Source organism: Pseudonocardia sp. UM4_GMWB1, assembly GCF_017312155.1.
GTDB lineage: Bacteria > Actinomycetota > Actinomycetes > Mycobacteriales > Pseudonocardiaceae > Pseudonocardia > Pseudonocardia alni.
The window spans coordinates 1,394,517-1,418,792 of the sequence record NZ_QJPN01000001.1 but is presented as its reverse complement, the minus strand read 5'-3'; the positions used below and the strand labels follow the sequence as shown (position 1 = coordinate 1,418,792).

Genomic DNA, 24,276 nt, shown 5'->3' with positions numbered 1-24,276 from the left:
TGGCCGGTGGGGAGCGGCGCCGGCAGGCCCTCGGGCACCGCACGTTGCAGTCCGGCCCCGGTCAGCGCCCGGACCGACATCTGCGCATGCCCGGCGGCGTCGGGGCGTTCGCGGCCCAGGACGGAGCCGAGGTAGCCGAGCAGGAAGCCCACCGGGACCGACACCAGGCCCGGGTTCGCCAGCGGGAACCACGCGAAGTCGAGGTCGGGCAGCATCGCCGTCGGCGCCCCGGACACCGCGGGCGAGAACACGATGAGTGTCAGCGTGACGGTGAGGCCGCCGTACATGCTCCACAGGGCACCGGTCGTGGTGAACCCCTTCCAGAACAGCGAGTACAGCAGCGTCGGCAGGTTCGCCGAGGCGGCCATCGCGAAGGTCAGGGCGGCCAGGAACGCGATGTTCTGGCCGTTGGCCAGGATGCCCCCGGCGATGCCGACGAGCCCGATGACGACGGTGGTCAGCCGGGCGACGCGGACCTCCTCGGCCGCGGTGGCCTGCCCGCGGCGCAGCAGCTGGGCGTACACGTCGTGGGCGAACGCGGCCGCGGCGGTGATCATCAGACCGGCGACGACCGCGAGGATCGTCGCGAAGGCGACCGCCGAGACCAGCGCCAGCATCACCGGCCCGCCGATCTGCAGTGCCAGCAGCGGCGCCGCCGAGTTCACCCCGCCTGGCGCGGCGAGGATCGCCTCCGGCCCGACCAGCGCCGTGGCGCCGTACCCGAGCGCCAGTACCAGCAGGAAGAACGCGCCGATCAGCCAGATCGCCCACACGACCGACTTCCGGGCCTGCCGGGCGTCGGGGACGGTGTAGAAGCGCATGAGGATGTGCGGGAGCCCGGCCACACCGAGGACACCGCCGACGGCCAGTGACAGCAGGTCCAGGTTGGCCGTCAGGCCACCGCCGTACAGCAGCCCCGGGGACAGCACGGCCTCGCCGCGCGGGTGGTTCGCGACCGCCGCGGTCAGCAGCGCGGGCAGGCTCAGACCGGTCGTGCCGAGCACGAACGCGGCCATGATCATCCCGGTCGCCAGCAGCAGGACCGCCTTCACGATCTGGATCCAGGTCGCGCCGCTCATCCCGCCGATCAGCACGTACCCGATGACCACGGCCCCGACCCCGGCGATCGTCGCGGACTGCCCGGCGCGGTCGGTGATGTTCAGCAGCAGCGCGAGCAGGCCGCCCGCGCCCGCGAGCTGGCCGAGCAGGTACAGCGTGGAGATCACCACCGCCGAGGTCGCGGCGGCCGCGCGCACCGGGCGCTGCCGCAACCGGTAGCTGAGGACGTCGGCCATCGTGTAGCGACCGGTGTTGCGCAGCATCTCGGCGACGAAGAACAGCGCCACCAGCCAGGCGACGAAGGCGACGACGGCGTAGAGGAACCCGTCGGGACCGGCGACGGCGACCGCGCCGACGATGCCGAGGAACGTCGCGGCCGACAGGAAGTCCCCGGACAGGGCCAGGCCGTTCTCCGGACCGGTGAAGCCGCTGCCCGCGGTGTAGTAGTCCCGGGCCGCCGACGAGCGCCGCCGCACCCGCAGCACCAGGACGAAGGCCAGGAGGATGAACGACGAGAAGACCAGGATGTTGAGCAGCGGGTCCCCGGGGGCCGGGGACACGGCCGCGACGGCTGCGGTCACCGGTGGCCCCGCTCGAGACGCTCACGGATCTCGTCGGCGAGCGGGTCGAGCCGGCGGCCGGCGTACCGGACGTACAGCGCGGTGATCGCGAACGTCGTGACGAACTGCCCGATGGCCAGCACCAGCGCCAGCGTGAGGTCGCCGAGCACCCGGGTGCCGAGCAGCCCGGGCGCCCAGGCGCTGAGCCCCACGAACAGGAACAGCCAGCCCAGGAAGCCCGCGGTCGCCGGCAGCACGAAACGCAGCAGGCGCGCGCGGAGCTCGCGGAAGTCCTCGCTCGCCTCGGCCGTGGTCCAGACGTCGGGGCCCGCCGTCACCCCCGCGCGGTCCGGTGACACGGGGACGTGGCTGGGGGACGGCATCGTCGCCGGCGAACGGTTCACACTGTGCGTAACGGACGGAGACACCGAGAGTTACGTTTCGTCACGAATGCGGCACGCGGACGCAGGAAGATCTGTCACGTCCCGTCAGCCACCTGACGCCGTTCGGGATCGCATGCGACCCCGGCCGGGCCGGGTCAGCTGCCCCGGCGGACGTCGAGGACGAGGTCCCGCTCGGGCGGCGGGTCCGTGGTGATCATCAGTGCCGCTCCCGCGAGCAGCCGGCGGGCGGTGGGGAGCCGGGCGTCGTCGTCGGTGTGCAGCTCGGCGAGCGGGGTGCCGGGACGGACCTCGTCGCCCGGGTCGACCAGCAGCCGGACCCCGGCCCCGGCCTGTACCGGGTCCTCCTTGCGGGCGCGCCCGGCTCCGAGCTTCCAGGCCGCCGTGCCGACGGCGAGCGCGTCGGCCCCGGCGAAGATCCCGGACCGCTCGGCGACGACCGTCTCGACGTGCGTGGCCACCGGCAGCGGTGCGGACGGGTCCCCGCCCTGCGCGGCGATCATCCGCTCCCACACGTCGTACGCGGCACCGGAGGCGAGCACGGCGGCCGGGTCGGCGTCGGGCAGACCGGCGAGGGCGAGCATCTCCGTGGCCAGCGCGACGGTGAGCGACACCAGGTCGGCCGGTCCCCCACCACGCAGCACCTCGACCGACTCGGCGACCTCCAGGGCGTTGCCGACGCAGCGGCCCAGCGGGCGGGACATGTCGGTGAGCAGCGCGGTGGTCGGGAGGCCGTGGGCGGCCCCGATCGCGGTCATCGCGTCGGCGAGCTCCCCGGCGCGCGGCAGGGTCTTCATGAACGCGCCGGACCCCACCTTCACGTCGAGGACCAGCCCGCCGGTGCCCTCGGCGAGCTTCTTGCTCATGATCGAGCTGGCGATCAGCGGGACGGACTCGACGGTGCCGGTGACGTCGCGCAGCGCGTAGAGCCGCTTGTCGGCGGGGGCGAGCGTGGGCGTCGTCGCGCAGACGACCGCGCCGACCTCGCGCAGCTGCGCGGTGATCTCGTCGGTGGTCAGCGAGGCGCGCCAGCCGGGGACGGCCTCCAGCTTGTCCAGGGTGCCGCCGGTGTGGCCGAGCCCGCGTCCGGACAGCTGCGGCACCGCCGCCCCGCAGGCCGCGACGAGCGGCGCCAGCGGCAGCGTGATCTTGTCCCCGACGCCGCCGGTGGAGTGCTTGTCGACCAGCGGGCGTCCGACGTCGCCGAAGTCGAGGACCTCGCCGGAGTCGATCATCGCCTGGGTCCAGTGCGCGATCTCGCCGGGCTCCATGCCGTTGAGCAGGATCGCCATGGCCAGCGCGGCCATCTGCTCGTCGGCCACCTCGCCGCGGGTGTAGGCGTCGACCACCCAGTCGATCTGGGCCCTCGACAGCGTGCGGCAGTCGCGCTTGGCCGCGATGACCTCGACCGCGGAGAAGCTCACGGGAGATCCTCCGGGCCGAACGCGTCGGGCAGCACCTCGGTGAACGGCAGCACCCCGCGCGGGGTGTCGCAGAGCAGGGCGGCGCCGCCGAACTCGTGGAGCACCTGGCGGCAGCGGCCGCACGGCATGAGCAGGTCGCCGTCGCCGGAGCGGCAGGCGACCGCGAGCAGCCGTCCGCCGCCGGAGAGGCGCAGCTGCCCGGCGAGGGTCACCTCTGCGCAGACGCCGAGACCGTAGGAGGCGTTCTCGACGTTGCAGCCGGTGACCACCCGCCCGTCGTCGACGAGTGCGGCCGCGCCGACGCGCAGCCGGGAGTACGGCGCGTACGCCCAGGCCGCGGCCTGCACCGCGGCGGCCCGCAGGGCGTCCCAGTCCGGGACGGGCGCGTCGGGCCGCATCATGTCCGCGCCCGCTCCGGACGGTCCCCCGCCTGCCATCTAGCGTCCCTCCCCGCGCCGGTACGGCTCGCCGAGCCGGGCCGGTGGTCGTAGTCGTTGCGAGGCCGCCGCGAGCACGATCAGCGTGACGAGCTGCGGGGCGTAGGAGGCGAACTCGCTGGGCACGGTGTCGACCGACCAGTAGACCGCGTACACCAGCAGCCCCGCGACGAGCGCGACGGCGGCGGCGGTCCACATCCGGCGGATCGCCCACAGCACCGCGACGACGACCGCGACCAGCGTCGCGCCGTAGAGCAGCGCGTGCACCGCCTCACCGCCGGCACGCAGCTGCAGGCCGTCGACGTAGCCGAACAGCGCCGAGCCGACGAGCAGCCCGGCGGGCCGCCAGTTGCCGAAGATCATCGCGGCGAGGCCGATGTACCCGCGGCCGCCGACCTGGTTCTCCAGGTAGCCGAGCTGGCCGGGGTTGAGCACCAGGGCCGCACCGCCGAGCCCGGCGAGCGCGCCGGAGATCGTGACCGCGACGTACTTGTGCAGCACCACGTTCACGCCGAGCGACTCCGCCGCGACCGGCGACTCGCCCGCGCTGCGCAGCCGCAGCCCGAACGCCGTCCGCCACAGCACGAGGTAGCTCACCGGGACCAGCGCGACCCCGATGACCAGGATCGGCGTCAGGCCGGTGACCAGCCCGGACAGCAACCCGGCGAGGTCGGAGACGAACACCCGTTGCTGGGCCTCCAGCGCCGCGAGGCCCTCGGAGACCCCGGGGATCGAGAACTCGGTGAAGCCCTCCAGCCGCGGGGACTGGCGCGGGTTCTGCGAGACCGGGGTGAAGACCAGCGTCGCCAGGTACTTCGTCAGCCCCGTCCCGAGCAGGGTGATCGCGACGCCGGAGACGATGTGATTGACGTTGAACGTCACCGTCGCGACGGCGTGCAGCAGCCCGCCGAGCGCGCCGAACACCAGCCCGCCGAGCATCGCCGCCCACGGCCCCCACTGGTAGCCGGCCCAGGCCGCGCCCCAGGTGCCGAGCACCATCATGCCCTCGAGGCCGATGTTGATGATTCCGGCGCGTTCGGCCCAGAGGCCGCCCAGGCCGGCGAGCAGGATCGGCAGCCCCAGCCGCACCGCGGCGGACGCGGTGCCACCGGAGGTCAGCTGGATCTGGCCGGTCAGCGTCACCGTGACCGACAGGACGGCGACGAGCACGGCCGCGATCAGCGCCGACCGGGCCCAGCCGGGCAGGGACCGCGCACGATCCAGCACCGCGGTCACGACGACACCTCCGCCGGTTGTGGTGCGGGGGCCGCCGCGGCGACCCGCCGTTGCTCGGCCCGGCGCTCGACCCGGCGGACGACCTCGTAGGCGACGACCACCGACAGCACGATCAGGCCCTGCATGATCAGTACGATCTCCCGCGGGATGCCAACGACGTCGAGCGCCACCGCGGACTTGTCCAGGAACGCCCACAGCAGCGCGCCCAGCGCGATGCCGACGGGGTGGTTGCGGCCCAGCAGCGCGATCGCGATGCCGGTGAAGCCGTAGCCCTGCGGCGAGGACAGCGTGTAGGCGTGGTCGCGCCCGAGCAGCTCGGGCAATCCGACCAGCCCGGCGACCGCACCGGAGAGCAGCAGCGCGACGACGATCGTGCGGCGCGCGTTCACCCCGCCGGTCGCGGCGGCCGTCGCCGACTCGCCGGAGGCGCGCAGCTCGAAGCCGAACCGGGTGCGTCCGAGCAGGAACCAGTAGCCGATGCCCAGCGCGGCCGCGACGAACACCATCCCGAAGATCGCGCCGTTGCCGACCGGGATCCCGGGGAACCAGCCCGACTCGGGGATCGGCGGGGTGGTGATGTTGTTGCCGCGCAGCTCGCCGAAGGTCTCGGCGCGGATCAGGTAGGCGATCAGCCCGGTGGCGATCGCGTTCAGCATGATCGTCGAGATGACCTCGGAGACGCCGCGGTAGGCCTTGAGCAGCGCCGGGATCGCGACCCAGGCGGCGCCGGTCAGCAGCGCCACCACCATGATCAGCACGGTGTGCAGGACGGGCGGGAGCGCCACCGTCCCGCCGACGATCGCGGCGACGCAGGCGGCGACCCGGAACTGGCCCTCGACGCCGATGTTGAACAGCCGCATCTGGAAGCCGATCGCGACGGCCAGGGCGGCGAGGTAGTAGACGGCGGCGGAGTTCACGGTGTCCACGACGACCGTGCCCGACCCGACCTGCGCGAGGATGGTGGTGACCGCCGTCCACGGCGACGCCCCGCTGATCACGAGTGCGACCCCGCAGAGCAGGGCGGCGACCGCGATCGCGAGGACGGGCGCGACGACGGCGCCCCGCAGCCGGCTCACGTGGCGGCTCCGGTCATCTTGGTACCCAGCTCCTCGGGGGTCACGGTCGCGGGATCGGCGGTGCCGACCAGCCGCCCGCCGGAGATGACGGCGAGGGTGTCGGACAGGCCGATCAGCTCGTCGAGGTCGGCCGAGACCAGCAGCACCGCGAGCCCGGCCGCGCGGGCGCGGCGCAGCTCGGCCCAGATGCCTGCCTGTGCGCCGACGTCGACACCGCGGGTCGGGTGGGCCGCGATGAGCAGCACCGGGTCGCCGGACAGCTCCCGTCCGACGACGAGCTTCTGCTGGTTGCCACCGGACAGCGCGGCCGCCATGACGTCGATTCCGGGGGTACGCACGTCGAAGTCGCGCACGATCCGCTCGGTGTCGGTGCGCGCGGCGGCGGTGTCCAGCAGCCCGCGCCGGGCGATCGGCGGCCGGGACTGGAACCCGAGGATCCGGTTCGCCCACAGCGGCTGCTCGCCGAGCAGGGCGTGGCGGGACCGGTCCTCGGGGACGTAGCCGATGCCGGCCTCGCGGCGGGCCATCGTGGAGTTCGCCGAGATGTCGGTGCCGTTCAGCAGCACCCGGCCACGGGCGTGCCTGCGCATCCCCATGACCGTCTCGACGAGCTCGGTCTGGCCGTTGCCCTCGACGCCGGCGATGCCCAGCACCTCACCGGCGTGCACGACGAGGTCGACGCCGTCGAGCAGGTCGCGGCCGCCGTCCGGGCTCGTCAGCCCGAGGCCCTCGACGCGCAGCACCTCGCGGTCGGTCACGGTCGACTCGCGGGTCTCCGGCGAGGGCAGCTCCGAGCCGACCATCATCTCCGCCAGCTCGCGGTTGGTCACGGTCAGCGGGTCCGCGGTGCCGACCGTGCGGCCGCGGCGGATCACGGTGATCCGGTCGGCGACGGCGCGGACCTCGTCGAGCTTGTGCGAGATGAACAGGAACGTGTAGCCGTCGCCCTGCATCCGGCGCACGGTCGCGAACAGCTCGTCGACCTCCTGCGGGACCAGCACCGCGGTCGGCTCGTCGAGGATCACCGTGCGGGCGCCGCGGTAGAGCACCTTCAGGATCTCGATGCGCTGCCGGTCGGCGACGCCGAGGTGCTCGACGAGCGCGTCCTGCCGGGCGGCGAGCCCGACGGTCGCGGACAGCTCGGTGATCCGCGCCCGGGCCGCCTTCCCGATGCCGTGCAGGCGCTCGGCGCCGAGCAGCACGTTCTCGGCGACGGTCAGGTTGTCGGCCAGCATGAAGTGCTGGTGGACCATCCCGATCCCCGCGGCGATGGCGTCGGCGGGGCTGCGGAAGTGCGTGTCCGCCCCGTCGACGACGATCGTGCCCTCGTCGGGCGTCTGCATCCCGTAGAGGATCTTCATCAGGGTCGACTTGCCGGCCCCGTTCTCGCCGCAGAGGGCATGGACCTCACCGTGGGTGACGGTGAGGTCCACGCCGTCGTTCGCGACGACGCCGGGGAACCGCTTGGTGATCCCGCGCAGTTCGACCGCGTGGCGCTCGTCGGTCACTTCGTGGACGTGACGTCGATCTGTCCGGCGATGATCGCGGCCTTGTACGCCTCGAGCTGCGGGACGATGTCGTCGACCTGGCCACCGGAGGTGGAGTAGCCGACACCGTTGTTGGCGAGGTCGAATCGCGCCGGGAGCGTCGCGACGGCGTTGCCCGCGACCGCGTTGATGTACTCGTAGACCGCCACGTCGACCCGCTTGATCATCGACGTCATGATCGTGTCGCGGACCTGCGTCAGCTGCGGCGAGTTGTACTGGTCGGAGTCGACGCCGATGGCCTTCTTCTGCGCGGTCTGCGCGGCCGCGAAGACACCCTGGTTCGACTGGCCCGCCGCGGCGAAGGCGATGTCGGCGCCGCCGTCGTACTGGCCGGATGCGATCTCGGTGGCGCGGGTGGCGTCGTTGAAGCCGGTGAAGTCGCCGGCCGGGGAGATGTAGGCAGACTCGACGTCGATCTGCGGCGCGACGGCCTTGGCACCCTGCTCGTAGCCGGCGTCGAACTTCTGGATCAGCGGGTTGTCGACGCCGCCGATGAACCCGACCTTGCAGGTCGAGGTCTTCAGCGCGGCCGCGGCGCCGACCAGGAACGAGCCCTGCTCCTCGGCGAAGACCAGCGGCTTGACGTTGGGCAGGTCGACCGTGTCGTCGTCGACGATGGCGAACTGGATGTTCGGGAACTCGGTCGCGACGGTCTTCACGCCGGTGGCGTAGTTGAAGCCGACCGCGACGATCGGGTTGAACCCGCCCTGGGCCAGCTGGCGGAGGCGGTTGGTGCCCGCGTCCTCGCTCTCCCCCGCCTGGGCCGTCGCCTCGCGCGTGTTGGCCTTCTGGAGCCCCAGCTCGGCGACGGCGCGGTCGAGGCCGGCGGCCGCCGCGTCGTTGAACGAGGCATCGCCACGGCCGCCGATGTCGTAGGCCAGCCCGACCTTGAGCCGGCTCGCGTCCGCCTTCGGAGCCTCCGGCGCCGGCTGGGCCGACGCTGCCGGGACCGACGGCGGCGCGACGCGCTCACACTCCCCGGCCTGGGCGCCGCCGCCCCCGCCGGTGTCGCGGGCACAGCCCGCTAGCGTGAGTGCCGCCGCGGCCACGAGCGCGATCGCGGTCGCGTACCGGCCCCTGCCTCCGATGCGCTGGTTGATCCGCACGAGGTGACCTCCCCCTCCGGCGCCACCGCTCGGCGGCGCATGTCCGGACGGGACGGTAACCGCTGGACAACGGTTTCGGCAGAACTCGAAACACGGCCGTGACGCGGAATCGTCGAGCGGTTGACGGACGGTACCGTCCGCACACCCGGACGATCTTGTACCCGGGAGGTGACAGCAGTCTCGGAGGAGGATCGATGGATCGCGCGGAACGTACGGTGCAGGCCCCACCGGAGCGGGTGTGGGAGCTGGTCTCGGACATCACCCGGGCCGGTGAGTGGAGCCCGGAGGCCACCGGGGGACGGTGGCGCGGCGACGCGGCGGGGCCCGCCGTGGGCGCCAGGTTCACCGGCGGGAACCGGCGCGGCCGGATCCGCTGGTCGACCCACTGCCGGGTCACCGAGTGCGAGCCGGCCCGCCGGTTCACCTTCGTGGTCGGCGAGTCGAAGACGGCCTGGGGCTGGGTCCTGGAGCCGGCCGGGGACGGGGCGACGACCGTCGTCGCCTGGCGGGAGAAGACCGGCGAGGCGGCGCTGCCGGTACGGCTGCTGCAGCGCAGCGGGATCCTGGGCCGGGACCGCGAGGCCCTGATGCGCGACGGGCTGGAGCGCAGCCTGGACCGGGTCAAGGAGATCGTCGAGCGCTGACCGTGCCGCGGGGCGCGGTCCGTGGTGCCGGGCCCGCAGCGGGCGGCCCGTTCCGCCGGGCCGTGGGTCATGCTGCAACGGTGACGACCCCCGCCGGCCCGGGTTCCCCGCGCCGACCCGCCGCCCGGCTGCTCGTTCCCGTCGTCGTGGCGCTCGCGCTGGCCGGGGCGGCGGGCACCGCACCGGTCGCCTCCGCCACTCCGGTCGCGGTCACCGCGGGGTGCCCGGGGCAGGAGGTCCCGCCCGGCCCGCCCGCGCGGGAGGAGACGGTGCCCCTCCCCCCGCTGCCGGTGCCGTCGCCACCGGTCGGCCGGCTCGGCGGCTGCGGTGACACCCACGCCGGGCCGGTGCCGCCCCCGCCGGTCGGGGTCGCGTCGTACGTCGTCGCCGACCTCGACTCGGGTGCGGTGCTCGCCGCCCGGGCCCCGCACGCGCGGCAGCGTCCGGCGTCGACGATCAAGCTGTTGCTCGCGCTGGTCGTCGACGAGCGGCTGCCGATGGACCGGGTGGTCGTGGGCACCGCCGATGACGCGAACGTTGACGGCAGCCGGGCCGGGATCGGCCCCGGCGGGCGCTACACGGTCGACCAGCTGCTGCACGGGCTGCTGCTGTCCTCGGGCAACGACGCCGCGAACGCCCTGGCCCGCGAACTCGGCGGGGCCCCCGCGACGCTGGCCGCCATGCGCGACGAGGCCCGCCGCCTCGGTGCCCTGGACACCCGTCCCGCGACGCCCGCCGGCCTCGACGGCCCGGGGATGTCCGCCTCGGCCTACGACCTGGGCCTGCTGCTGCGCGCCGTACTGGAGCGCCCGCGGATCGCGGCCGCGCTGACCACCCGGAGCATCCCGTTCCCCGGGTTCGCCGACAAGCCCGGCTTCCTGCTCGGCAACGACGACCGGCTCCTCGGTGCCCCCGGCTTCCTCGGCGGCAAGAACGGGTTCACCGACGCCGCCCGGCACACCTTCGTCGGGGCGATGGAGCGCGACGGGCGACGGCTGGTCGTGGCCCTCGTGCGCGGCGAGCCCCGGCCGGTGCTGATGGTCGACCAGGCCCGCGCCCTGCTGGACTGGGGCTTCGGCGCCCCGGCCACCGGGATCGGGACGCTGGTCGAGCCGGGCACCACGGGCTCCGCCGACGGCTCGGGCACGCCCCGGGGCGCCGCGGCCCCCGCGGGCGGGGCAGACGGCGCGGACGGCGCGACGGGCTCCGGGGGCGCGGACGGGGCGACGAGGAGCGCCGACGGGGCGACGTCGACCGGCGCCCCGGATCCCGCGGGTGCTGCGCCGATCCCCGCCGCGGTGCTGGTCGGCGGGGTCGCCGCGCTCGCCGGCGTCGGGGCGCTGGTGGCCGCGCGGCTGCGCCGGCGCCGTTGACCTGCGGCACGGACGGGACCACGCGGACGCCCGGGACCCGCCCGGGTCGGCGCCGGCTCGCCCCGGTGCCCGAGGGCCGGGTGCACCCTCCTGCGAAGTTCGCTTACCGGGTAAGCGGACTCGTCAGGATCATCCCCGGAGCTCAGGTCCGCGGAACGTTCACCGGGCGAACGAGTTCGTCGGGGCCGGTACCGGAGACCCGGCCGGTGCGGCGCCGACTCACCCGAGCGCCCGAGCGCCGGGGTCCACACCCTCCTGCGGTCTCGCTTACCGGGTGAGCGAACTCGTCGGGATCACGTCCTTCGAGATCGGGGCGGGACGGCGTGGCGGGGGCACCCCGGTGACCACGGGCCGTCGGCACCTCGCCGCAGCGCGGCAGCCCCGGTGGGTGGACCCGCGGTGTGCGGACCGTGCCGCGGCGGGTCAGCGCCGCCGGCGCCCCAGGGCCCGCAGGCCGAGTGCCCCACCGATCAGACCCGCGGTGACCAGGCCCGCCGACGCGAGCGCGCCCGGCCCGTCCCGGACGACGTACTGCGGCCGGATGATCGCGGGGGCGGGCAGGTCGCGGTAGCCCAGGTCGTTCTCCTCGGCGCTGGCGGCCCAGGCCGTCACGAACAGCAGGAACCGCGAGGTGAAGAAGATGAAGACCAGCAGACCGAGGATCGAGCCGAAAGCCGCACCGGCCGCGGAGTTCGTGACCGAGCCGAGGTAGATCACCATCACCCGCTGCAGGATCGCGAACCCGATCGCGCCGATCAGCGCGGCCCTGGCCGCGCTGCGCAGGGACACGGGCTCGCGCGGCAGCCGGGCGATCACCCACAGGAACACCAGCCAGTTCCCGGCGAGCACGAGCAGGAACGAGGCGATGCTCAGCAGCACGCGTGCCCACGTCGCCTCGCCGAGGCCGACCAGGTCGAGCAGGAACCTCCCCGCCGCGCCACCGATCGAGGAGATCGCGAACGACAGCACCAGGGCCAGCCCGAGCCCGACCAGGGCGAGCAGGTCGAACGCCAGTCGCTTGATCATCGGTGGGGCATCGTCCCGCTGGCCCCACTGCTCGGTCAGCGCCTCACGCAGGTTGCTCATCCAGCCGATGCCCGAGTAGAGCGCGCCGACCAGACCGATCAGACCGATCGCCCCGGCCCGGTCGATCGCGGTCTGCACGATCCCGCCGAGCAGCTCGCCGATCTGGCCCGGCGCGGCCGACTCGATCGCCTGGCGCAGGGAGTCGAGAAGCTCCGGGTTGCCGCGCAGCACGAACCCGGCCGCCGCGAACCCGACCATCAGCAGCGGTACCAGCGCCAGGATGGAGAAGTAGGTGATCGCCGCGGCGTAGTGGTCGCCGTGGTTCTCGGTGTAGCGCTCCCCCGCCCGGACCAGGTGGTCGAGCCACGGATGCTTCTCCCGCTGGCGGTCGAGGAAGGTCTCGGTCTCCTCCTCGTCGGTCTCCAGCCGGTGCGCGATCGTGGCGGCGCGGTTCTCGGCCATCATTCCCCCGGTTCGGTGGTTCGCTCCCCGCCCCGGCGAGCGTCGCTCAGACGGGCGGGAGGAACCCGATCCTCTCGTGAACCGCGGCCAGTGTCGCGCCGGAGACCTCACGCGCACGGGTGGCACCGCGCGCGAGCACCCGGTCGAGCTCGGCCGGATCGGCCAGGTAGCCGTTCACCTTCTCCGCGAACGGCTCCGCGAACGCGGCGACGATCTCGCCCAGGTCCTTCTTCAGGTCGCCGTAGCCGCGGCCGACGTACTCGGCCTCGACCTCGGCGACCTTCCGGTCGGTCATCGCCGCGTTGATGGTGAGCAGGTTCGCGATGCCCGGCTTGTTCTCCGGGTCGAAGCGGATCTCGCGCTCGTTGTCGGTCACCGCGGAGCGGATCTTCTTGGCCGAGGTCCGCGGCGGGTCGAGGAGCTCCACGATCCCGCTGGGCGACGACGCCGACTTGCTCATCTTCGCCGTCGGGTCCTGCAGGTCGTAGATCTTCGCCGTGGCCTGCGGGATGTGCGGCTCGGGCACCCGGAACGTCTCGCCGAAGCGGTGGTTGAACCGCTGCGCGAGATTGCGGGTCAGCTCCAGGTGCTGGCGCTGGTCCTCGCCGACCGGGACGCGGTCGGCCTGGTAGAGCAGGATGTCCGCGGCCTGCAGGATCGGGTACGTGAACAGCCCGACGGTCGCCCGGTCGGTGCCCTGCTTGGCGGACTTGTCCTTGAACTGGGTCATCCGGCCGGCCTCGCCGAAGCCGGTGATGCACTCCAGGATCCAGGACAGCCGCGCGTGCTCCGGGACGTGCGACTGCACGAACAGCGTGCAGCGGTCCGGGTCGAGCCCCAGCCCGAGCAGCTGGGCGGCCGCGACCCGGGTACGCCGGGCCAGCTCGGCCGGGTCGTGCTCCACCGTGATCGCGTGCAGGTCCACGACGCAGTAGAACGCCTCGTGGTCGTCCTGCAGGGCCACCCACTGACGCAGCGCACCCAGGTAGTTGCCGAGGTGGAACGAGTCGGCCGTGGGCTGGATCCCGGACAGGACGCGGGGACGGTGGGCGTCGTTCATGCCCGCCATCGTTCCCTACCGTCCGTCATCTCGGGCGCACCGGGGACACCGAGTCACGGGCGAACGCCCGCCCGCACTGCTCGCAGTCCAGCCGCACGCAGAGCGGCTGCCCGCAGGCCCGGTGGCGGATCGTGAGGTCGATCGGGGCGCCGTCCCCGCCGCACCAGCGGTGCGACCACTCGACCAGGCAGGCGTGGATCGGGAAGCTGGCCCGCCCCTTGTCGGTGAGGCGGTACTCGCCGTCGCCGCTGCGGCTGAGCACCCCGAGCGCGACGAAGCGGCGCAGCCGGTCCGACAGCACCTCCGGGGAGATCGCCAGCTCGAGGGCGAAGCAGTTGAACGCCCGGATCCCGGTGAGCGCGGCGCCGAGGACGGCGGCACCCCACCGGTCGCCGATGATCTCCATCGCACCGGGCAGGAACGAGAGCGGGTCGACGGGCAGCGCGCCGCGGGTGCGCCGCGGGTGCCTGCGGGCCAGCCGGTCCAGCCCCGGCGCCCACGGCTCGCGCTCGACCTCGGTGTCCCGCGGCCCGACCGCGCCGCCGCAGGCCGCGCAGCACACCCGCACCCGGGTGGGGCGGCCGCAGTCGCGGTGCACGATCTCGGGGAGCGGGACCTCCCGCGGGACCCAGGTCTTCTCCCAGTCCCAGGTGCAGATCAGCAGCTTCCAGATGTCGCCGCCGCGCTCGGTGAGGGCGTAGCCGCGGCGCTCGCGGCCACCGTCGGCGTAGCTGCGGGGCTCGAGCAGACCCGCGTCGACGAGACCGCGCAGCCGCGCCGACAGCGTCGCGTCGGAGATGTTGAGGGTCTCCCGCCACCCCGCGTACCGGCTGACGCCGAGGAACGCGCGCTGCAGGATCAACAGCGTCCAGGTGTCGGCGAGCAGGCCGAGACCGCGCCCCACGGCGCCCAGCTCCTGCGGCCGCACCCGCTCGCCTCCCTTGACCCCGGACTGCTCAAGATCGTACCGTTGGCCTCACTCTGCCGATCGAAGCCGCGCCTCCGGGCACGGCCGGCGGCGGGGTGGGCCGGATCGGGGGGTCGGTCCACCGGCCGGGGCGGACGTCCTGCGACAGCGCGGTGAGGGGGCTGCGGCAGCCGCGGGGCGTCGTCCCGGTCAGCACGTCATCCGTTCTCCCGGCCCTTCCCCTGCTCGGGGTCCTCGGGCCGCGGGGCCGGCTCGACCGTCACCACGCCCTTGTCGAGGTCGATCGGGCCGAGCCGCCACTGCTGCCCGCCCTGCGCGGCGTCCGAGTCCTCGTGCATCCGCTTCCGCGGGAACATCTCTCCGAGTACACCCATACCGCCACCGTAGGCCGATCGGCGGCCGGGCCGGTCCCGCGCGGCCCGGAGGCGACGCGGGACCGGCCGGGATCAGGCCGGGGTCAACGGCAGCGTCCGCGGCCCGGTACCCGGCGCCGGGGTGAGCACGCGGGGCTCGCCGCGGTAGGTCGTCGTCCGCTGCCGGACCGGGCGACCGGCGGCCGCCGCGATCGCGGTGAGCTCGGCGACGGAGCGCTCGGAGCCGTTCTCCGAGCCGGCCATCCGGGAGATCGTCTCCTCCATCAGGGTGCCGCCCATGTCGTCGGCGCCCCCGGCCAGGATGTCCGCGGCGAGGTCGTCGCCGAGCTTGACCCAGGAGCACTGGACGTGGTCGATCCGCCCGTGCAGCGCGAGCCGCGCGAACGCGTGCACCGCCCGGTTGTCGCGCTCCGTCGGTCCCGGCCGGGCGATCCCGGCCAGGTAGATCGGGGCGTTGTGGTGCACGAACGGCAGGGGAACGAATTCGGTGAACCCAACTGCGCCGATCCCTCTGGCGCGGTCCTGGATCGACGCCAGTGTGCGCAGGTGCCCGAGCCAGTGCCGGGGCTCGTCGACGTGGCCGTACATCATCGTCGAGCTGCTGGGGATCCCCAGCTCGTGCGCGGTCGACACGACCTCGATCCACTGCGACGCCGGCAGCTTGCCCTTGGTCAGCACCCAGCGGACCTCGTCGTCGAGGATCTCGGCGGCGGTGCCCGGGATCGAGCCGAGCCCGGCGGCCTTCAGCTCGGTCAGCCACTCCCGGATCGACACCCCGGCCTTGGCCGCCGCGGAGACGATCTCCATCGGGGAGAACGCGTGCACGTGCATCCCCGGCACGGCCGCGGTGACCGCGCGGACCAGGTCGGCGTAGAACGACACCGGCAGCTGCGGGTCGATACCGCCCTGCACACAGACCTCGGTGGCACCGTCGCGGGCGGCCTCCGCGGCGCGCTGGGCGACCTCGTCGAGCGAGAGCCGGAAGGCGTCGGCGTCGCGCTCGCGCTGGGCGAAGGCGCAGAACCGGCAGCCGACGTAGCAGACGTTCGAGAAGTTGATGTTCCGGTTGACCACGTAGGTGACGTCGTCCCCGGTGACCTGCCTGCGCACGTCGTCGGCGAGGTCGAGCAGGGTGCGCAGCGCGGGTCCGTCGGCGGTCAGCACGGCCATCGCGGCGTCGGCGTGCGCCGGGTCGAGCAGCGCCGCCGGGTCGGACGCGGCCAGGTCCAGCCCGGCCCGGACGTCGGAGTCGAGCCGCTCGGGGGCCGCCCCGTGCCCGGCGCGCTGGTGCTCCAGCTCGGCGGCCACCTCGTCCCAGTCGCCGTAGACGTCGCCGAAGTCGCTGCGCCGGTCCTCGGTGCGCCCGGTCGTGTCGATCGTGGAGTTCAGATCGGTGCGCCCGGTCGAGGCGAACCCGCCGTCGGGTTCCTGCCACGCCCGCCCCTCCACGACGGCGTCGGGCCGGGCGAGCCCGTCCGGCCCGGACAGCGCGGCGACGTGGCCGTGCAGCCGCGCGTCGATCCACGGCGACCCGGCCCGCACGTACTTCGGGTAGGCGGTGAGCCGCTCCTGCAACGTGAAGCCCTCGGCCTCGGTGATCGCGGCCAGCTCGTCGACGGCGGGCCACGGCATCTCCGGGGACACGTGGTCCACCGTCACCGGGGAGACACCGCCCCAGTCGTCGATCCCGGCGCGCAGCATCAGCGCCTGCTCGTCGCCGACGAGGTTCGGCGGCGCCTGCAGCCGCACCTTCGGACCCAGCACGAGCCGGGCGACCGCGATGGTGGCGGCCAGGTCCTCCAGGTCGGCGTCCGGGTCGTTCGCCATCGCGGTGTCCGGCTTCGCCCGGAAGTTCTGGACGATCACCTCCTGCACGTGCCCGTGCGCGCGGGCGGCGGAGCGGATCGCGAACAGCGACTCGGCCCGCTCGGTGCGGTTCTCGCCGATGCCGATCAGGATGCCGGTGGTGAACGGGACGCCGACGCGGCCGGCGTCGGTGAGGGCGCGCAGCCGGACCGCGGGCTCCTTGTCGGGGCTGCCGAAGTGCGGGCCGCCCTTCTCGAACAGCCGCTGCGACGTCGTCTCCAGCATCATCCCCATGCTGGCCGCGACCGGCTTGAGCCGGGTCAGCTCCTCCCAGCTCATGACGCCCGGGTTGAGGTGCGGCAGCAGTCCGGTCTCCTCCAGGACGGCGATCGCGCAGGCCCGGACGTAGTCCAGGGTGGAGTCGTAGCCGCGCGCCTCGAGCCACTCGCGGGCCTGCGGCCAGCGATCCTCGGGGCGGTCGCCGAGGGTGAACAGGGCCTCCTTGCAGCCCTGCGCGGCGCCCTGGCGGGCGATCTCGACGACCTCGTCGCGCTCCAGGAACATGTCGTCGAGCCTGTGCGGGACGGTCGCGAACGTGCAGTAGTGGCAGCGGTCGCGGCAGAGCCGGGTCAGGGGGATGAAGACGTTGCGGGAGTAGGTGACCACGCCCGGGCGGCCCTCCTCGACGAGTCCGGCGTCGCGGACCCGGCCGGCGTGGCCGAGCAGCTCGTCGAGGTGCTCGCCGCGGGCGGCGAGCAGGACGGCGGCCTCGGTGACGTCGAGGGTGGACCCGTCCCGGACCCGGCGCAGGGCCCGGCGGAACGCCGAGTCCGAGGGCACCGGTTCGGCGGGTGCGGGGGTCGGGAGTCCGACCGGCGGTTCGGCCTCGGCCGGGACGGGTGCGGCGGGAGTATCGGCCATGCCACCCACACTAGGTTTCACCGATCACCACAGCGACCGTCCGTTTCCCGGCGATGGATCACCGCCGGTGCGGGAATACGGCTCAGGCGACCTCGGCGGGCGTCCCGCCGGTGACCGCGACGAGCTCGTCGAAGGTCGTCGGGAACACCGAGCGGGCCACCCCGCCGGCACCCCAGACCCGGTCGAAGTCCCGCAGCGCGACGTCGACCAGGGTGCGGACCGGCGCCGGGTGCCCGACGGGTGCGACCCCGCCGATGACCTGCCCGGTGGTCTCGCGCACGAACTCCTCCGACGCCCGTCCGACCCGCGCCGCGCCGACCAGCGCGGCGACCCTGTCGGTGTCGACCCGGTGCGCCCCGGAGGTGAGCACGAGCAGCGGGGCGCCGTCGGCGTCGAAGACCAGTGAGTTCGCGATCTGGCCGACCTCCACCTCCAGCGCGGCGGCCGCCGCGGCCGCGGTGGTCACCGCGTCGGGCAGCAGCACCAGGCCCGCGATCGACGCGGGGTCGGCACCGGCGCGGCGCAGCGCCTCCTTCACGGCGGCGACGCGGGGGTGGTCGGCGGGGTGTTCGACGCTCCGGCTCACCCGGCCCATCCTGCCCCCCGCCGCGTCGCGGGCGCCGCCGGGTTTCCGCCCCCGGGTGTGCTCAGAGGACGGCGAGGACGAGCAGCACGACGACGACCACGGCCAGCACCCCGGCCACGCCCAGCAGGATCCAGCGGTTGCGGCCGAGGTCCCCGCCCGGGGACCGGGGCCGGGCGCCGCGTTCGAACAGCTCGGCGGCCCGGTCGTGGGTCGGGCGCTCGGCCGGGTCGTCGGCGGTGAGGCCGTCCAGGACCGTCGCGAGCGCGCTGCCCGCCGACGGGCGCGGGCCCGCCGCCTCGCGCAGGACGGCGCCCAGGCACCACAGGTCCGCGGCCGGGGTGTCGCCGCCCTCGGGGGCGGCGGGCGCACCGTTCCCGCCGGGGCGCGGACCGACCGCGCGGGCGAGGCCGACGTCGGTGAGCAGGGCGCGGCCGTCGGCGGTGACGAGCACCGCGTCGGCGTCGAGGCCGCCGTGGGTGCCGCCGTCGGCGTGCACCGCACGCAGGGCGGCCAGCACGTCCCGGCCCACGAGCGCGACCTGCCGGGGAGAGGGCGGCGCCGTCTCGACGACCGCACCCAGCGGTCGCGCCTCCGGGTGCTCGGTGACCAGGTACTCGCGCATGTCCCCGGCCGAGGACCGGTCGGTGACCAGGTCCAGCACCCCGACGACCGACGGGTGGCGCAGCCGCCCGGCGGCCCGCACCTCGGTCAGCAGGCGCTCCCGCACCCCGGCCACCGCGGGCAGCGCGATCTCGGTGACGGCGACGGTGCGGCCGGTGATGCGGTCCTCGGCACGGTGGGTGGGCCCGAAACCGCGCCGGCCCAGCTCGTCGAGCAGCAGGTAGCGGCCGCCGACCATCCGGCCGGCGATCACACGGCCCCCAGCCGGACGACGACGGGGGCGTGGTCGGAGAAGCGCCGGTCGTGCGCGGGCGCCCGGTCCACGACGGCCTCGTGCGCGGCGTCCGCGAGCCCGGGGGTGGTGAGCAGGTGGTCGATCCGCCACCCGGTGTCGTTGTCGAAGGCCCGCCCGCGGTAGCTCCACCACGAGTACGGCCCGTCGACGCCCGGGTGCCGCTCGCGGACCACGTCGCGCCAGCCGTGTTCGAGCAGCTTCGCGAACCACTCCCGCTCGTGCGGCAGGAACCCGGAGTTGCGCCGGTTCCCGCGCCAGTTGCGCAGGTCCAGCTCGGTGGGGGCGATGTTCCAGTCCCCGCCGACGACCATCTGCCGCCCGGTCGCGGCGCACCGGTCGAACGCGGTGCGCAGGTGGTCACCGAAGGCCGCGCAGAACGCGTCCTTGTGGTCCTGCTTCTCGGTGCCCGCCATGCCCTTGGGCAGGTACAACGAGGCCACGGTGAGCCCGCCGGGCAGGTCCACCTCCACGTAGCGGCCGTCCAGGTCGGTGGTGGGGTCGGTGCCGTTGCTCGCTCCGCGGGCTCCGCTCGGGAAGCCGATCCGTACCGCCTCGGGCTCGTCCCGGCTCAGCACCGCGACGCCGTTGCGGCCCTTCGCCGTCAGCGACGGGGCCAGGCGCAGGTGCCAGCCGCCCTCGTCGAGCGCGGCCAGGAAGGCGGCCGGCAGCTCGTCGGGCCGTGCCCGGACCTCCTGCAGGCAGACCGCCCGCGCGTCGGTCGCGGCCAGCCACTCCAGCAGCCCCTTGGTGGCGGCGGCACGGACCCCGTTGACGTTGACCGTGGCGAGCGCGTTCACACCGTCTACTGTGCCGCACCCCTGATCACGCTGCGCGACGGGTTCAGCACCGGCTGCCCGAGGTCGCGGCGACGGAGTCCACCGGGACCCACTGGTTCTGCTCGGTGAGCTTGCGGAAGCCGCCGTCGACGATCGTCTCCGCCGCGACCTCGGTCCCGACCGGGAGCGTGCGGACCGGCGCCGCCGAGTTGCCGGGCGCCGAGCGCACCGTCACCTGCTCGCCCTGCACGACGACACGGCACCCGGTGGTCTCCAGGTTCCCGGTGACACCGCCGTAGGCGAGTGCGACGACCGTGAGGCCGACTCCGATGAGCCCGACCAGCGGCCAGCCCCTCAGGAGCGACTTCCGGGTGAGCCCGAAGACCTTCGCCACCGTGGTTCCCCTCCCGCCGAGCGCTGCCGCGACCACGGTAGCCGGTCCGCGGCCGTGGGCTCGACCATCACGGGGGTGTCGGGCCGGTTACTCCTGCGGGCGTGCGGGACCGGTGAACAGATAGCGTGTGGCCCAGTCAGCGGGTCGCCGCGCCGGGGACCCGCCCGGTCGTCCCGGGCCCGTCCGCCGGCGCCGTCGCGGCCCGCTCGCTGGACACGGCAGCACACACGACGAGCCGAGGCAGGCCTGAGGACGCGATGAAGCTCATCTACACGTACACCGACGAGGCGCCGGCACTGGCGACCCACTCCTTCCTGCCGGTCATCGAGGCCTTCGCCGGCCAGGCCGGGGTCGACGTGGAGACCCGCGACATCTCCCTGGCCGCCCGCATCCTGGCGAAGTTCCCGGACCGGCTCACCGACGCCCAGCGCGTCCCGGACTCGCTGTCCGAGCTGGGCGAGCTGGCGAAGACGCCGGACGCCAACATCATCAAGCTGCCGAACATCTCGGCGTCGATCCCGCAGCTCAAGGCGGCGATCACCGAGCTCCAGGGCGCCGGTTACGACGTACCGGACTACCCGGACAACCCGCAGACCGAGCAGGAGAAGGCCGCCCGCGCCGCCTACGACTCGGTCAAGGGCTCCGCGGTCAACCCGGTGCTGCGCGAGGGCAACTCCGACCGCCGCGCCCCGCTGTCGGTGAAGAACTTCGCCCGCAAGCACCCGCACTCGATGGGCGCCTGGAGCTCCGATTCCGCCAGCCACGTCGCCACCATGGACGACGGCGACTTCCGCCACTCCGAGACCTCGTTCACCGCCGCCGGTGACGGCGCGGTCCGCATCGAGCACGTCGCCGCCGACGGCACCGTCACGGTGCTGAAGGAGAAGGTCGCGCTGCTGGACGGCGAGGTGTTCGACGGCGCCGTCATGCGTCGCGAGCCGCTGCAGGCCTTCCTCGCCGAGCAGGTCGCCGACGCCAAGGCCAAGGGCGTGCTGTTCTCGGTGCACCTCAAGGCCACGATGATGAAGGTCTCCGACCCGATCATCTTCGGCCACGCCGTCCGCGCCTACTTCGCCGACGTGTTCGCCTCCTTCGCCGACGACCTCGCCTCCGTGGGCGCCGACCCCGACGACGGTCTCGCCTCGATCCTGACCGCACTGGAGAAGCTGCCCGCCGACAAGCGCGACGCCGTCGAGAAGGCCATCACCGCCGCCTACGAGACCGGCCCGGCGCTGGCCCAGGTCGACTCCGCGCGCGGGATCACCAACCTGCACGTCCCGAGTGACGTCATCATCGACGCCTCGATGCCGGCCGCGATCCGCACCTCCGGCCGGATGTGGAACGCCGACGACGCGCTGCAAGACACCAAGTTCGTCATCCCGGACTCGTCCTACGCCCCGCTCTACGACGAGACCGTCAAGCACTGCCAGGCCAACGGCGCCTTCGACCCGACGACGATGGGCACCGTCCCGAACGTCGGGCTGATGGCGCAGAAGGCCGAGGAGTACGGCAGCCACGACAAGACCTTCGAGATCGCCTCCGCGGGCACCGTGCGCGTCGTCGACGCGGCGTCGGGCGAGGAGAAGCTCTCGCACGAGGTCGGCGAGGGCGACATCTGGCGCGGCTGCCAGACCAAGGACGCCCCGATCCGCAACTGGGTCGGTCTGGCCGTCGAGCGGGCCCGGGCCACCGGCTCCCCCGCCGTCTTCTGGCTGGACTCGGCGCGCGCCCACGACGCGCAGCTGATCGCGAAGGTCGAGACGTACCTGGGCGAGCACGACACCGACGGACTGACCATCGAGATCCTCCCGGTCGCCGAGGCCACCCGCTACACCCTGGAGCGGGCCCGCAAGGGCGAGGACACCATCTCGGTGACCGGCAACGTGCTGCGCGACTACCTCACCGACCTGTTCCCGATCATGGAGCTGGGCACGTCGGCGAAGATGCTGTCGATCGTCCCGCTGATGAACGGCGGCGGCCTGTTCGAGACCGGCGCCGGCGGGTCCGCGCCGAAGCACGTACAGCAGCTGCAGAAGGAGAACCACCTGCGGTGGGACTCCCTCGGCGAGTTCCTCGCGCTGGCCGTCTCTCTGGAGATGCTGGCGTCGAAGACCGAGGAGCCGCTGCGGGCCAAGCTGCTCGGCCAGACCCTCGACGAGGCCACCGGCACGCTGCTGGAGAACGGGAAGTCGCCGTCGCGCAAGGTCGGGGAGCTCGACAACCGCGGCAGCCACTTCTACATCGCGCTGTACTGGGCGCAGGCCCTCGCCGCGCAGACCGAGGACACCGAGCTGGCCGCGATCTTCGCCCCGCTCGCCGAGAAGCTCGCCGCCGCCGAGGACACGGTCGTCGGTGAGCTGAACGCGGTCCAGGGCGACCCGGTCGACCTGGGCGGCTACTACTACGTCGACCGCGCGAAGACCGACGCGGTCATGCGGCCGAGCGCCACGTTCAACGCGGCGATCGACGCCTTCGCCGGCAAGTAGCCCCACCGCGACGGCCCGTCCCCCCGCTGCCGGGAGGGCGGGCCGTCGGCGTGTCAGGCCGAGCTGACGCCGGGGATGCGCCCGGAGCGGAACGCCTCCACGAACAGCGCGTGGTCGGCGCGCACGGTCCGGGCGTAGTCGTGGGCGAACTCCACGACCCACTCCACGAACGCGTCCTCCGCACCGGCGGTGCGCGCCGCGACCGCCTCCTCGACCCGGAAGTCGACGAGCGCGTGGTCGGCGTCGGCGTCGGCCACGCAGTGGATCTTCGCGGTGGCCCGGCCCAGGTCCGCGACGACCGGCGCGATCTCATCGGGCTCGGTGAGCTCCGACCAGTCCAGGTCCGCCTCGTAGGGCGAGACCTCGGCGACGACGAACCCGACGCCGTCGAGCTCGGTCCAACCCAGCATCGGGTCGGCGTGCGCCTGCAGCGCGCGCTGCGAGACCGCCGTCCGGTGCCCGTGGTGGCGGAACGCCGACGCCACCCGCTCGTCGGTGACCACCCGCGAGGGCGCGGCCACGTTGCCCTGCTTCATCGACACGACGATGTCGTTGTCCAGCGCCTGGTTCAGCCCCTCGACCAGCACCGTGTAGGTCGGCAGCCCGGCGCTGCCGATGCCCACGCCGGAGCGCCCGGCGACGTCCTTGACGGTGTAGGCGACGCCGCGGTGGCGCCGGGACTCCGGGATCGTGGCCACGTACGCCTCGAACGCCGCGGTGACCGCGGCCTTCTCGTCGTCGTCGAGGGTGCGGACGCCGGGGCCGGCGCGCAGGATCCGGTCGAAGCCCTCGGTCTCGGTGACCGCGTCGAGCAGTCCGACCCGGGTCCGGGTGCGCGCGGTCTGCAGGACCTGGTGCACCGGTCCCTCGGTGGTGTCCAGGCGCAGCGAGAACGCGTCGTCGTCGCGGTCGGCGAAGTGCCGCACCTGGGCCAGGTAGCTGCGGCAGTAGCGCTCGACGAGCTCGGACAGCGACCGGTCCGACAGCGCCTTGCGCCAGCCGAGCAGGCACAGGCTGGCCGCGAACCGGGTGACGTCCCAGGTCCAGTGGCCGAGGTAGGCCTCGTCGAAGTCGTTGACGTCGAAGACGAGCACGCCGTCGCCGTCCATGTAGGTGCCGAAGTTCTCCGCGTGCAGGTCGCCCTGGATCCAGACCCGGGCGGTCCGCTCGTCGACCCAGGGGTCCTCGCGGCGGGCGACGTCGTCGTAGAACAGGCAGGCGCTGCCCCGGTAGAACGCGAACGGGTCGGCGGCCATCTTCCGGAACTTGGTCCGGAACGCCGCGGGGTCGGCGGCCATCAGGTCGTCGAAGGCGGTCACGAGGGTGTCGACGATGTGGCCGCTGCGGTCGGTCATGGCGCGATCATGCTCGCGGACGGTGGCAGGGACCACCTCCGTCCGTGGGGTCCCGCCGGACCGAGCGCCGCCGACCGGGTGGCGGATGGATCTTCGTTGCGATCAACGGGTGATCAGCGGGCCACCGTGGGCGACGTCACGCAACCCGTCCGGAGCAACCCCCGTCCCGGAGCGGGTGTACCCACCGGTAGAATCTCGTTAGCGATGATCATTATCAGGCCGTCCCGCAGCGCACCGACCGGGGATCTCCCCGCCCGGCCGGGCCGGGTCGTGCGCGCGACCAGCACCGGCCCCGGGCGCCCCGGGAGCAAGCGTCCCGCGGG

Annotated in this window: 20 protein-coding genes and 1 pseudogene; 3 read left to right on the top strand and 18 right to left on the bottom strand. The window is 73.8% G+C overall.

What is annotated here, in order from left to right; all coding sequences use genetic code 11:
* Positions 1-35: 35 nt before the first annotated feature.
* From DMP15_RS06950 to DMP15_RS06915, 8 genes and pseudogenes are all read right to left on the bottom strand, one after another.
* A pseudogene (locus DMP15_RS06950) lies at positions 36-1,640 on the bottom strand (solute symporter family protein); the annotation flags it as partial.
* Positions 1,637-2,002 (bottom strand): DUF485 domain-containing protein, encoded by a 366-nt coding sequence (locus tag DMP15_RS06945; protein WP_083658832.1) that lies wholly within the window; start codon positions 2,000-2,002, stop codon positions 1,637-1,639. The gene DMP15_RS06945 and the pseudogene DMP15_RS06950, both read right to left, overlap by 4 nt.
* Positions 2,003-2,157: 155 nt before the next feature.
* Positions 2,158-3,444: a thymidine phosphorylase gene (locus DMP15_RS06940; RefSeq protein WP_073576398.1), complete on the bottom strand. Its 1,287-nt coding sequence runs from the start codon at positions 3,442-3,444 to the stop codon at positions 2,158-2,160.
* A complete protein-coding gene (locus tag DMP15_RS06935) occupies positions 3,441-3,842 on the bottom strand; it encodes a cytidine deaminase (protein ID WP_073576845.1) in 402 nt (133 codons plus the stop codon). Before DMP15_RS06935 ends, DMP15_RS06940 begins: the two co-directional genes overlap by 4 nt.
* 39 nt (positions 3,843-3,881) lie before the next feature.
* Positions 3,882-5,117 carry an ABC transporter permease gene (locus DMP15_RS06930; protein WP_100878700.1) on the bottom strand — a complete coding sequence of 412 codons (1,236 nt, stop codon included), beginning with the start codon at positions 5,115-5,117 and terminating at the stop codon, positions 3,882-3,884.
* Positions 5,114-6,193, bottom strand: coding sequence for an ABC transporter permease (locus DMP15_RS06925; RefSeq protein ID WP_062397669.1), 1,080 nt, complete (start codon positions 6,191-6,193; stop codon positions 5,114-5,116). The genes DMP15_RS06930 and DMP15_RS06925 overlap by 4 nt, the downstream gene beginning before the upstream one ends.
* Complete coding sequence (locus DMP15_RS06920) at positions 6,190-7,701, bottom strand: ABC transporter ATP-binding protein (protein ID WP_073576401.1); 1,512 nt, start codon at positions 7,699-7,701, stop codon at positions 6,190-6,192. Before DMP15_RS06920 ends, DMP15_RS06925 begins: the two co-directional genes overlap by 4 nt.
* Positions 7,698-8,846: a BMP family lipoprotein gene (locus DMP15_RS06915; RefSeq protein ID WP_083658772.1), complete on the bottom strand. Its 1,149-nt coding sequence runs from the start codon at positions 8,844-8,846 to the stop codon at positions 7,698-7,700. The genes DMP15_RS06920 and DMP15_RS06915 overlap by 4 nt, the downstream gene beginning before the upstream one ends.
* A gap of 194 nt (positions 8,847-9,040) precedes the next feature.
* Between DMP15_RS06915 and DMP15_RS06910 the strand changes: the two genes are divergently transcribed.
* Positions 9,041-9,490 (top strand): SRPBCC family protein, encoded by a 450-nt coding sequence (locus DMP15_RS06910; RefSeq protein ID WP_100878701.1) that lies wholly within the window; start codon positions 9,041-9,043, stop codon positions 9,488-9,490.
* An 80-nt stretch (positions 9,491-9,570) separates the two neighbouring features.
* A complete protein-coding gene (locus DMP15_RS06905) occupies positions 9,571-10,863 on the top strand; it encodes a D-alanyl-D-alanine carboxypeptidase family protein (protein WP_301549001.1) in 1,293 nt (430 codons plus the stop codon).
* 423 nt (positions 10,864-11,286) lie between these two features.
* Here the strand turns inward: DMP15_RS06905 and yhjD are convergent, their stop codons facing one another.
* The 9 genes from yhjD to DMP15_RS06860 all read right to left on the bottom strand — a co-directional run bounded on the left by yhjD (position 11,287) and on the right by DMP15_RS06860 (position 20,112).
* Positions 11,287-12,351: an inner membrane protein YhjD gene (gene yhjD, locus DMP15_RS06900; protein ID WP_073576847.1), complete on the bottom strand. Its 1,065-nt coding sequence runs from the start codon at positions 12,349-12,351 to the stop codon at positions 11,287-11,289.
* Between the two features lie 46 nt (positions 12,352-12,397).
* Entirely contained in the window at positions 12,398-13,411 is a 1,014-nt protein-coding gene (trpS, locus tag DMP15_RS06895; protein WP_075310254.1) for a tryptophan--tRNA ligase, read from the bottom strand.
* 25 nt (positions 13,412-13,436) lie between these two features.
* Positions 13,437-14,339, bottom strand: coding sequence for a winged helix-turn-helix transcriptional regulator (locus tag DMP15_RS06890; RefSeq protein ID WP_100878702.1), 903 nt, complete (start codon positions 14,337-14,339; stop codon positions 13,437-13,439).
* Positions 14,340-14,536: 197 nt separating this feature from the next.
* Entirely contained in the window at positions 14,537-14,713 is a 177-nt protein-coding gene (locus DMP15_RS06885) for a hypothetical protein (RefSeq protein ID WP_157818337.1), read from the bottom strand.
* Positions 14,714-14,785: 72 nt separating this feature from the next.
* Positions 14,786-17,440, bottom strand: a complete 2,655-nt coding sequence (locus DMP15_RS06880) for a bifunctional FO biosynthesis protein CofGH (protein ID WP_073576404.1) — start codon at positions 17,438-17,440, stop codon at positions 14,786-14,788.
* A gap of 82 nt (positions 17,441-17,522) precedes the next feature.
* A complete protein-coding gene (locus DMP15_RS06875) occupies positions 17,523-18,026 on the bottom strand; it encodes a YbaK/EbsC family protein (RefSeq protein ID WP_392567369.1) in 504 nt (167 codons plus the stop codon).
* Between the two features lie 61 nt (positions 18,027-18,087).
* Complete coding sequence (locus DMP15_RS06870) at positions 18,088-18,900, bottom strand: protein kinase domain-containing protein (RefSeq protein ID WP_073576406.1); 813 nt, start codon at positions 18,898-18,900, stop codon at positions 18,088-18,090.
* Positions 18,897-19,739: an exodeoxyribonuclease III gene (locus tag DMP15_RS06865; protein WP_073576407.1), complete on the bottom strand. Its 843-nt coding sequence runs from the start codon at positions 19,737-19,739 to the stop codon at positions 18,897-18,899. Before DMP15_RS06865 ends, DMP15_RS06870 begins: the two co-directional genes overlap by 4 nt.
* Positions 19,740-19,782: 43 nt before the next feature.
* Positions 19,783-20,112 carry a hypothetical protein gene (locus DMP15_RS06860; RefSeq protein ID WP_062397696.1) on the bottom strand — a complete coding sequence of 110 codons (330 nt, stop codon included), beginning with the start codon at positions 20,110-20,112 and terminating at the stop codon, positions 19,783-19,785.
* Between the two features lie 257 nt (positions 20,113-20,369).
* On the opposite strand from DMP15_RS06860, the gene DMP15_RS06855 reads away from it, so the two are divergent.
* The gene (locus DMP15_RS06855) at positions 20,370-22,598 is read left to right on the top strand and encodes an NADP-dependent isocitrate dehydrogenase (RefSeq protein WP_073576408.1); all 2,229 of its coding nucleotides are present in this window, start codon (positions 20,370-20,372) and stop codon (positions 22,596-22,598) included.
* Between the two features lie 53 nt (positions 22,599-22,651).
* Here DMP15_RS06855 and DMP15_RS06850 read toward each other — a convergent pair whose 3' ends face one another.
* Positions 22,652-23,953, bottom strand: a complete 1,302-nt coding sequence (locus DMP15_RS06850) for a DUF2252 domain-containing protein (protein ID WP_073576409.1) — start codon at positions 23,951-23,953, stop codon at positions 22,652-22,654.
* Positions 23,954-24,276: the final 323 nt, after the last annotated feature.